General features: G+C 64.6%; 8 protein-coding genes and 1 pseudogene. 6 read left to right on the top strand and 3 right to left on the bottom strand.

Annotated features, from left to right (window positions below; translation table 11 throughout):
- Positions 1-770, top strand: a 770-nt coding sequence (locus EN738_RS26595; RefSeq protein ID WP_245494710.1) for a thermonuclease family protein, incomplete at its 5' end; no start/stop codon positions are given.
- On the opposite strand, the gene EN738_RS26600 is transcribed toward EN738_RS26595, so the two are convergent.
- Entirely contained in the window at positions 733-2,382 is a 1,650-nt protein-coding gene (locus EN738_RS26600) for a lysine--tRNA ligase (RefSeq protein ID WP_127286295.1), read from the bottom strand. The two genes, EN738_RS26595 and EN738_RS26600, sit on opposite strands and share 38 nt — an antisense overlap.
- A gap of 159 nt (positions 2,383-2,541) precedes the next feature.
- Here EN738_RS26600 and EN738_RS26605 point away from each other — a divergent pair, with 159 nt between their 5' ends.
- Positions 2,542-2,952 (top strand): tellurite resistance TerB family protein, encoded by a 411-nt coding sequence (locus tag EN738_RS26605; protein WP_127222598.1) that lies wholly within the window; start codon positions 2,542-2,544, stop codon positions 2,950-2,952.
- Between the two features lie 157 nt (positions 2,953-3,109).
- Here EN738_RS26605 and EN738_RS26610 read toward each other — a convergent pair whose 3' ends face one another.
- Positions 3,110-3,943, bottom strand: a complete 834-nt coding sequence (locus tag EN738_RS26610) for a transporter substrate-binding domain-containing protein (protein WP_245494711.1) — start codon at positions 3,941-3,943, stop codon at positions 3,110-3,112.
- Positions 3,944-4,217: 274 nt separating this feature from the next.
- Here EN738_RS26610 and EN738_RS26615 point away from each other — a divergent pair, with 274 nt between their 5' ends.
- The 3 genes from EN738_RS26615 (at position 4,218) to EN738_RS26625 (ending at position 6,448) form a co-directional block, all read left to right on the top strand.
- Positions 4,218-4,949: a LuxR family transcriptional regulator gene (locus tag EN738_RS26615; protein WP_127286296.1), complete on the top strand. Its 732-nt coding sequence runs from the start codon at positions 4,218-4,220 to the stop codon at positions 4,947-4,949.
- A gap of 97 nt (positions 4,950-5,046) precedes the next feature.
- Positions 5,047-5,685, top strand: coding sequence for an acyl-homoserine-lactone synthase (locus EN738_RS26620; RefSeq protein ID WP_127286297.1), 639 nt, complete (start codon positions 5,047-5,049; stop codon positions 5,683-5,685).
- A 13-nt stretch (positions 5,686-5,698) separates the two neighbouring features.
- Positions 5,699-6,448 (top strand): enoyl-CoA hydratase-related protein, encoded by a 750-nt coding sequence (locus EN738_RS26625; protein WP_127286298.1) that lies wholly within the window; start codon positions 5,699-5,701, stop codon positions 6,446-6,448.
- Between the two features lie 36 nt (positions 6,449-6,484).
- Here the strand turns inward: EN738_RS26625 and ppk2 are convergent, their stop codons facing one another.
- A complete protein-coding gene (gene ppk2 / locus EN738_RS26630; RefSeq protein ID WP_127286299.1) occupies positions 6,485-7,408 on the bottom strand; it encodes a polyphosphate kinase 2 in 924 nt (307 codons plus the stop codon).
- A 161-nt stretch (positions 7,409-7,569) separates the two neighbouring features.
- Here ppk2 and EN738_RS26635 point away from each other — a divergent pair.
- Positions 7,570-7,782 (top strand): annotated as a pseudogene (locus EN738_RS26635) (two-component sensor histidine kinase); the annotation flags it as partial.

Below are 7,782 nucleotides of genomic sequence, written 5' to 3' on the forward strand. Positions count from 1 at the left end.
GCGTCGTCACGATTGACCGGATCGATCCGGCCGCCGGCACGATCGCCGGGCAGGGCGCCGACATGCAGCCCGAAGCACCGGCCACGGCAGCCATTCCGGCACCGCAGCCGGTGAGGACTCCCGCCCATTCCAGGGCGATCGATCCCGATGTCGTGGCGCCGCCGCAGCTTTCCGCCGAAGAGCTCGAGCGGGTCGAGCCCCGCGCGCCGCTCAGCGATCTCGCGCTCGCCGGCCCGCTCAAGCCGCCCAAGTTGAAGATGCCGGACGACTGGAACGGGACCAAGCTGTTCCAGCCCGTTGCCGCCGCCGCGGGCCTGATCGAAGCGAAAGGCTACGCCGTTGCCGTCTCGGGCGTCGAGGTCCTCGGGCAGGACGAGACCTGTGGCGAGGAGGGCAAATCCTGGGCCTGCGGCATCCGCGCCAGGACGGCGTTCCGCTCTTTCCTGCGCGGCCGCACGGTGGTCTGCACGGTGCCGCCCGAGGGCGGCCGCGACACCATTTCCGCCGAATGCCGCGTCGGCAATCAGGATGTCGGCCAATGGCTGGTGCAAAACGGCTGGGCGCGTGCCGCCGCAGGCGGGCCCTATGTCGAGGCGGGCGAGAAAGCGCGCACCGCAAGGAAAGGCATCTTCGGCGCGGCTCCGGATCTTTCGGGCGTGCCCTCACTCCCTGCCGCCCTGCCCCCGGCGCCCTCCGCGCCGAGTTCGATCCTGCAGGAAGAGGATGGGATCCTTACGCCGCTAGCTGACCAGCCAGCGCCCGCTCAATGAGCGCCCGCGTCTCGGCGATGCCGTAGAGGGCGGCGAAGGAACCGAAGCGCGGACCGCGCTCCTGTCCGATCAGCACCTGGTAGATCATCTGGAAGAAGGCGACCGAAACGCCGGGCCCGCCTTCCGGGCTCTGCTTGGAATGGTCCTGATAACGCTCGATCCGCCGCGCCACGTTGAGCGCCGCGTTCTGGATCGCTTCGCCGTCGGCGCCCTGCGGCAGCGCGCCGAGCGCGTCCGAAAGCTTCGCCAGTGCGTCGCGCTCCACGTCGTCGGCGGCGCGGAAAACCTTGGTCGGCTTCACGAAATCGTCGAAATAGCGGATCGCGTAGCCTGTCAGCCGGTCGAGCTCGGGATGCGTCGCCGGCGTCACGCCAGGTGCGTGGCGCGAAATGAAGCCCCACAGCACCGCCTTGTCATGCGCATTGGAGGCGCTGACCAGATTGAGCAGCAGCGCGAACGGCACCGGCAGGTCGATGGCCGGCGGGTTGCCGTCATGCATGTGCCAGACCGGATTGCCGAGCCGTTCCTTCCAGTCCTGCCGCGGATAGGCGCCGAGGAAGGTGTAGTACTCGTCCACGGCCCTCGGAATGACGTCGAAATAGAGCTTCTTGGCCTGCCGTGGCCGCTGATACATGTAGAGCCCGAGGCTCTCGGTCGGCGCATAGGTCAGCCACTCGTCGATGGTCAGCCCGTTGCCCTTCGACTTCGAGATCTTCTGGCCGTTCTCGTCGAGGAACAGCTCGTAGACGAAATGCTCCGGCGCGCGTCCGCCGAGGATGTTGCAGATGCGGTCGTAGATCACGGCGTTGGTCTGGTGGTCCTTGCCGAACATCTCGAAGTCGACGCCGAGCGCCGCCCAGCGCATGCCGAAATCAGGCTTCCACTGCAGCTTCACCTTGCCGCCCTTGATCGAGAGCGTGGTCTCGGTGCCGTCATCGTCGAAGGTTATGGTGCCGGCCTTGGCGTCGACATGCTTCATCGGCACGTAGAGCACGCGGCCGCTCTTCGGCGAGATCGGCAGGAACGGGCTGTAGGTCGCCTGGCGCTCTTCGCCGAGCGTCGGCAGCATGACGGCCATGATCTCGTCGTAGCGCTCGGCGGCGCGCAGCAGCACCTCGTCAAAGCGGCCCGCCTTGTAGTACTGCGTCGCGCTGGCGAACTCGTAGTCGAAGCCGAACGTGTCGAGGAAGCGGCACAGCATCGCGTTGTTGTGGTCGGCAAAGCTCGCATAGTCGCCGCCGAACGGATTCGGAACCGACGACAGCGGCATGTGCAGATACGGCTCCAACGCCGCGCGGTCCGGCACGTTGTCGGGGATCTTGCGCATGCCGTCCATGTCGTCGGAGAAGCAGAGCAGCTTGGTCTTGACCTTGTCTTCCGTCAGCACGCGGAAGGCGTGCCGCACCATGGAGGTGCGCGCCACCTCGCCGAACGTGCCGATATGCGGCAGGCCGGACGGGCCATAACCGGTCTCGAACAGGACGGTGTCCGGAAACGCGGCGTTCTTGTAGCGCGCGATGATCTTCTTGGCTTCCTCGAACGGCCAGGCCTTGCTCTCCGCGGCGGCCGCAAGCATCTCGGGATTGAGATCGATGGTGTTTGATCCCGTCATGTCAAAAGTTCCAGCTATCGGCCGGCTTGCCGGCGGAGGTAAGATTTTCACCCGGTCCTCTAGGCGCGACAGGCCGGAGCGTCAACGATTTGCGGCGGTTTTCCTTGCGGCGTCCACCTGGCGACCCTACCTTCGGGGCGCATTATCAAGGAGTTTTGAATGCCTTTGACGCCACACGAAGCCCTGATCTACCTGATGGTCATCACTTCGGCTTCCGACCGCGACATGACCGATGTCGAGCTTGCGCGCATCGGCGACGTCGTCCGCTCATGGCCGGTGTTCGTGGATTTCAACCAGGACAGGCTGGTTGCCGTCGCTCAGGCCTGCCAGAAGGCGTTGAACGCCGAGGACGGACTGGAAGGCGTGCTCGAACTTGTCGAAGGGGCGCTGCCCGAACGGCTGCGCGACACCGCTTATGCCGCCGCTTTCGAGGTCGCCGCCGTCGATCTCGAAATGCGCATGGAAGAAGTGCGGGTGCTGCAGTTGATCCGTCTCAAGCTCGATCTCGACACGCTGACCGTCGCCGCGATCGCCCGCGCGGCGAAGGCGCGTCTGCGCACGCTGACTTAGGTTTGGTCGATATTCAGGTGAGGCCGGCCTGCGAATGGCGGTCTCCAGCGCTTCCGGTGCTCAGGTACTCAAGTACGCTCCGCTCCGGTTCTCGGAAGCCACCACTTTCGGCGCGGCCTGAGCTCAACCTCAACAAGCCCTGGCCGTGCTGCGGTCCTCAGAAGAAGCTGACCGGGAAATAGCGGAGGTAGAATTCGGCGAAGGTGCCCTTCACCGAGATCTCCTGCAAGGCGTAGTCCATGGCCGCCGCCAGCGCCGGATCGCCGGCGCGGGTGGCGATCGCCATGCCCGAGCCCAGATATTCCGGGGCCAGATAGGGTCCGCCGGCGAAGCGGCAGCAGCCGGAGGCATCGGTGCCGCCCAGCCAGAAGGCAAAGCGCATGCCGTCGCCGAAGGCGGCGTCGATCTTGCCGGACTTGAGGTCGCCATAGAGCGCTTCCGGCGCGTCGAAGGGCACGACCTGAACGGTGCCGAAATACTCGCGCAGCATCTTCTCATGCGCCGAGCCGGCGATGACGCCGACCCGCTTGCTGCGCAGCTTGTCGAGGATCGGCTCCGCGAAGGCTTTCGCTTTCGGCATGATGAAGCGCGCCGGGAATTGCAGATAGGAGCGCGAGAAGGCGTATTTCGTCCGCGTCTCCGGCGTCGCGGCGATGCCGGCGATGATCGCCTCGCCTTCGCCCTTCTGCAGCGCCTCGTCGAGCTCGCCCCAGGGCAGCGCCTGGATCTGGCACTTTTCGGCGATGCCGAGCTCGGCGCAGATCGCGCGCGCCAGATCGACATGGAAACCGGACAGCTTGCCCGCGCTGTCGAGGAAGTTGAACGGCGGAAAGTCGGTGGTGGTGAGGAACCTAAGGCGCGGCAACGCCGAGAGGTCGGGCTTCGGCAACCGCTCCTTGGCGTCCCACAGCACCGGCACCTGCGGCTCGGCGGCAAATGTAATGCCGGCAAAAAACTGCGCCGCCGCCAGCATCGACAGGGCGATGACCATCCGTCGCAATGTCACAAGAAGGCTCCGCCCAGTCATGTCCTTGGGCTTTTCGTACGAAAATAGCGCCGGCACAATGGTTTTTGATTTCAACCTGCGAATTTAAGCGTATGGTTTAGGTAGTTTGCAAATACGCTCCGCGGCGCCGGCTGAAAGGGGGTCAATCACCCGGTCGCTAAAGCGGTGCAGCTTTGCAATCCGGGGTTGATGGCGAAGCGCGGGTCAGGCATCTACCATCGATCTCTGATGCGGACGGCAACATGGGGTAGATGTTGCGATGGGTCATTTTGATCGCACACTGGAATACATCGATCAGCTGCAGCACGCCAACACGGCGGCCGCGGTCTGCGAAAGGCTGCTTGGCGTCACGTCGAATTTCGGCCTGACGGCGCTGATGGCCGGAACCGTGCCGCATCCGGGCACGCCGCGCGGCCAGCAGAAGGACCACGTGCTGCTCTGCGACTGGCCGGGCGAATGGCTGGAGCGCTATGTGGCGCGCAACTACGTCGACCACGATCCCGTCGTCAGCCACATGAAGCAACTTCAGGCGCCGTTCCAGTGGCGTGAGGCCTCGGAAAGCATCCGCATCGACAAGAGCAGCGGCGAGGTAATGGGCGACGCCAGGGAGTTCAAGCTGCGCGACGGCCTGGCATTCCCGCTGATCACGCTCGACGGCCAGATCGTCATGGTGTCGCTAGGCGGCGAGGCGGTCGAGCTGTCGGAAGCGGAGTTCGGGATGGTGTCGCTGGCGTCGACCTATGCGATCGGCCGCGCCATGCAGCTCCATACGATGGCCGCCAAGACCATCGATCACATCGAATTGACGCCGCGCGAGCGCGAATGCCTGCAATGGGCTGCCGTCGGCAAGTCCGAATGGGAAATATCTCAAATTCTAGGCATTTCGGAACACACTTCCGAGAAACACCTTCTTAACGCCAAAAGCAAACTCGGTGCCGTCAACAGGGTGCAAGCCGTCGCCGAAGCGATTAGGCGCGGCTATATTAGCTAGGTCGGCCGAGCTGGCCTAGAAGTTCTTGCCTACGCGATCGCGTAATTTTTTCGGGAAAGCCCGGCCGTATCTTCCTATTCAAACCAGGAGACGGCTAATGCTTTTTTCCCTAACAACCCAGGAATTGATGGAGCGTCCCGACCTTTGGGAAGCCGTCCATCGGTTGCGCTACAGGATCTTCGTCGAGGAGATGGGCTGGACCGATCTCGAGCGTCCCGACGGCCTCGAGATCGACCAGTTCGACCACGACGAAGCGGTGCATCAACTCGTCATCCGCAATGGCGAGCTTGCCGGCTATCAGCGGATGCTGCCGACGACACGGGCACATCTGCTGACCGACGTGCTGCAGGACCTCTATGAAGGCACCCCGCCCTCGGGGCCAGGTGTCTGGGAATTGACCCGCTACGCGGTCGCGCCAGGCTTCCGGGACGGCAAGCGCGGCGTGTCGACGGTCGGCACGGAGCTGATCGCCGGCTTCGTCGAATGGGGCCTCAAGCGCAACATCAACCAGGTCATCATCGAGTTCGAGCCGATGTGGGTGCTGCGCGCGCTGCAGCTGCACTTCCTGGCGACACCCCTCGGTTACCAGCGCACCTACGGCAACCAGCAGGTCGTCGCCACGCTGCTCACCTTCACCGAACACACGTTGGACGTGGTCCGCGCGCGCCGCAACCATTTCGCCCCTGTGCTGGCCAGAGGATATCCCGACAGGCTCGGCCTGCGGCAGGCATCGTAATTGGAGTTTTGTTATGAGTATCCACCCGCAACCAGAATTACGCGGCCACACGCTGGTCGTCACTGTCTCCTCGCACGACGGCCGGCCGGTGCTGGACAGACGCGCCTATGCCAGCCTGGCCAGGACCTTCCACGAAGCCGCCGTGAACGATGATGTGCGTGTCGTCGTGCTGCGCGGCCTGGCAGGCTGTTTCTGCCTTGGCGGCGACTTTTCCGAGTTCCTCGACGCCACCAAGCATCGAGAGCTGATCGCCGCCGTCACCGACATGTTCCGCACGCTGGCGACCTTTCCAAAACCCGTCCTTGCCTGTGTTGACGGCGATGCCGTCGGTGTCGGCTGCACCATCCTGTTCCACTGCGACATGGTGATCGCCTCGCGCGCAAGCACGTTCCGGGTGCCGTTCGTCGATTTCGGCCTGGTGCCTGACGCGGCAACCAGCATCCTGGCGCCGCAGAAGCTCGGCTATGCCGGCGCCTTCCGCTTCTTCTGCCTGGGCGACACGCTGCATGCCGAGGATGCCAAGGCGCTCGGCCTGGTCGGCGAGATCGTGGCCGACGGCAGCGCCGAGGAAGCGGCCCTTCTCAGGGCGAGGCAGCTTGCCAAGAAGCCGGTCGCGGCACTCCTGCAGACGCGCGGCCTGCTCAAGGGCGACACCGGCGCGCTCTGCGACCGCATCGACCAGGAGATATCGCTGTTCCAGCAGGCGCTGCAGGACGATACGACCCTGAAGCGGCTGCAGCGCATTGCCAGGCTGGCGGCATAGGGCCCGCCAGCCCCTGTATCGTCGGCGAAACGGGGCCTACTTCTCCAGGAATGATGGCCCTTCGCCGATGATCTTCTTGTCTTCCTTGCCGACGATTTCGAGGTCGCGCCCGTCATAGGGCAGCGACGACAGGATGCGCCTGATCACAGCCAGCCGCGCCCGTCGCTTGTCGTTGGCCCGCACGACGATCCAGGGCGCGAACTCCTTGTGCGTGCGTTCGACCATGAGGTCGCGCGCCTTCGTGTAGTCGTCCCATTTGTTGATGCCGGCGACGTCGATCGGCGAGAACTTCCAGTTCTTCAGCGGGCTCCAGCGGCGGTCGTGGAAGCGTTCGAGCTGGGTTTCCCGGCCGATGTTCAGCCAGAATTTGAAAAAATGGATGCCTTCGTTGCAGATCATCCGCTCGAAATGCGGTGTCTCGTCGAGGAATTTCGCGTGCTGCTCGGGCGTGCAGAAGCCCATCACCGGCTCGACGCCGCCGCGATTGTACCAGGAGCGGTCGAAGGTCACGAATTCGCCCGACGTCGGGAAGTGGGCGACATAGCGCTGGTAATACCACTGTCCGATCTCGGTCGGCGTCGGCTTGGTCAGCGCCACATTGCGCGCGGTGCGCGGGTTCATGTACTGGCGCAGCACGAAGATCGTGCCGCCCTTGCCGGCCGCGTCGCGGCCCTCGAACAGCGCCATCACCCGCTTGCCGCTCGCCTGCAGCCAGGCCTGCGCCTTGACCAGCTCGATCTGCAACTGCTCGAGCGTCTCGTCATACTCCTCGCTCTTCATCTTCTTGTCGTAAGGATAGCCGCCGGCGGTCAGCTTGTTGTCCTCGATCCAGTCGGGAAGCACCGGGTTCTCGATGTCGAACCCCCGCTCCTTGCCGCCAATCCTGATTTTCAGCGGGCCCTGTGTCGGTGCCGGTGCCGGTGCCGGTGCCGGGGCGGGGCTTTCCTTGGCTTTTTTCATCGAGACGAACCTTTCCAGCTTGCGGACTCATGCTATTGGGAGCCTCAACGGCGCCGCGCCCCCGTCTGGATGCGCAAATGACGCTGTAGCACTCCAGACCGGTCGAGCGGAAGTTTCGCGACCGGCGACAGGGGGTAAAGGCATGGGGCGCGAGCGCGCGAATGGCTGAGCTGAACGCGGAGCACAGAGGCACGGCGCAACCGGCGGCCGCGCGGCTGTGGGCGAACCGCTGGCTGCTCGCCGCCGGCATCGTCGCCGTCCTCGCCGTTCATGGTCTAGCCGGCGCTTCGGCCTATGTGGTGCTGGCGGCGATTGTCCTGCTGCTGGCGGCGGCGCTGCTGCCGTCGGGCGGCGCCCGTCGATCGATCGAGGAC

The sequence above is a fragment of the Mesorhizobium sp. M4B.F.Ca.ET.017.02.2.1 genome, assembly GCF_003998955.1.
GTDB lineage: Bacteria > Pseudomonadota > Alphaproteobacteria > Rhizobiales > Rhizobiaceae > Mesorhizobium > Mesorhizobium abyssinicae.

Bases quoted from the DNA above. Each gene is read 5' to 3' on its own strand.
- EN738_RS26600 (WP_127286295.1), bottom strand. From the start codon at position 2,382: ATGACGGGATCAAACACCATCGATCTCAATCCCGAGATGCTTGCGGCC.
- EN738_RS26605 (WP_127222598.1), top strand. From the start codon at position 2,542: ATGCCTTTGACGCCACACGAAGCCCTGATCTACCTGATGGTCATCACT.
- EN738_RS26610 (WP_245494711.1), bottom strand. From the start codon at position 3,943: ATGGTCATCGCCCTGTCGATGCTGGCGGCGGCGCAGTTTTTTGCCGGC.
- EN738_RS26615 (WP_127286296.1), top strand. From the start codon at position 4,218: ATGGGTCATTTTGATCGCACACTGGAATACATCGATCAGCTGCAGCAC.
- EN738_RS26620 (WP_127286297.1), top strand. From the start codon at position 5,047: ATGCTTTTTTCCCTAACAACCCAGGAATTGATGGAGCGTCCCGACCTT.
- EN738_RS26625 (WP_127286298.1), top strand. From the start codon at position 5,699: ATGAGTATCCACCCGCAACCAGAATTACGCGGCCACACGCTGGTCGTC.
- ppk2 (WP_127286299.1), bottom strand. From the start codon at position 7,408: ATGAAAAAAGCCAAGGAAAGCCCCGCCCCGGCACCGGCACCGGCACCG.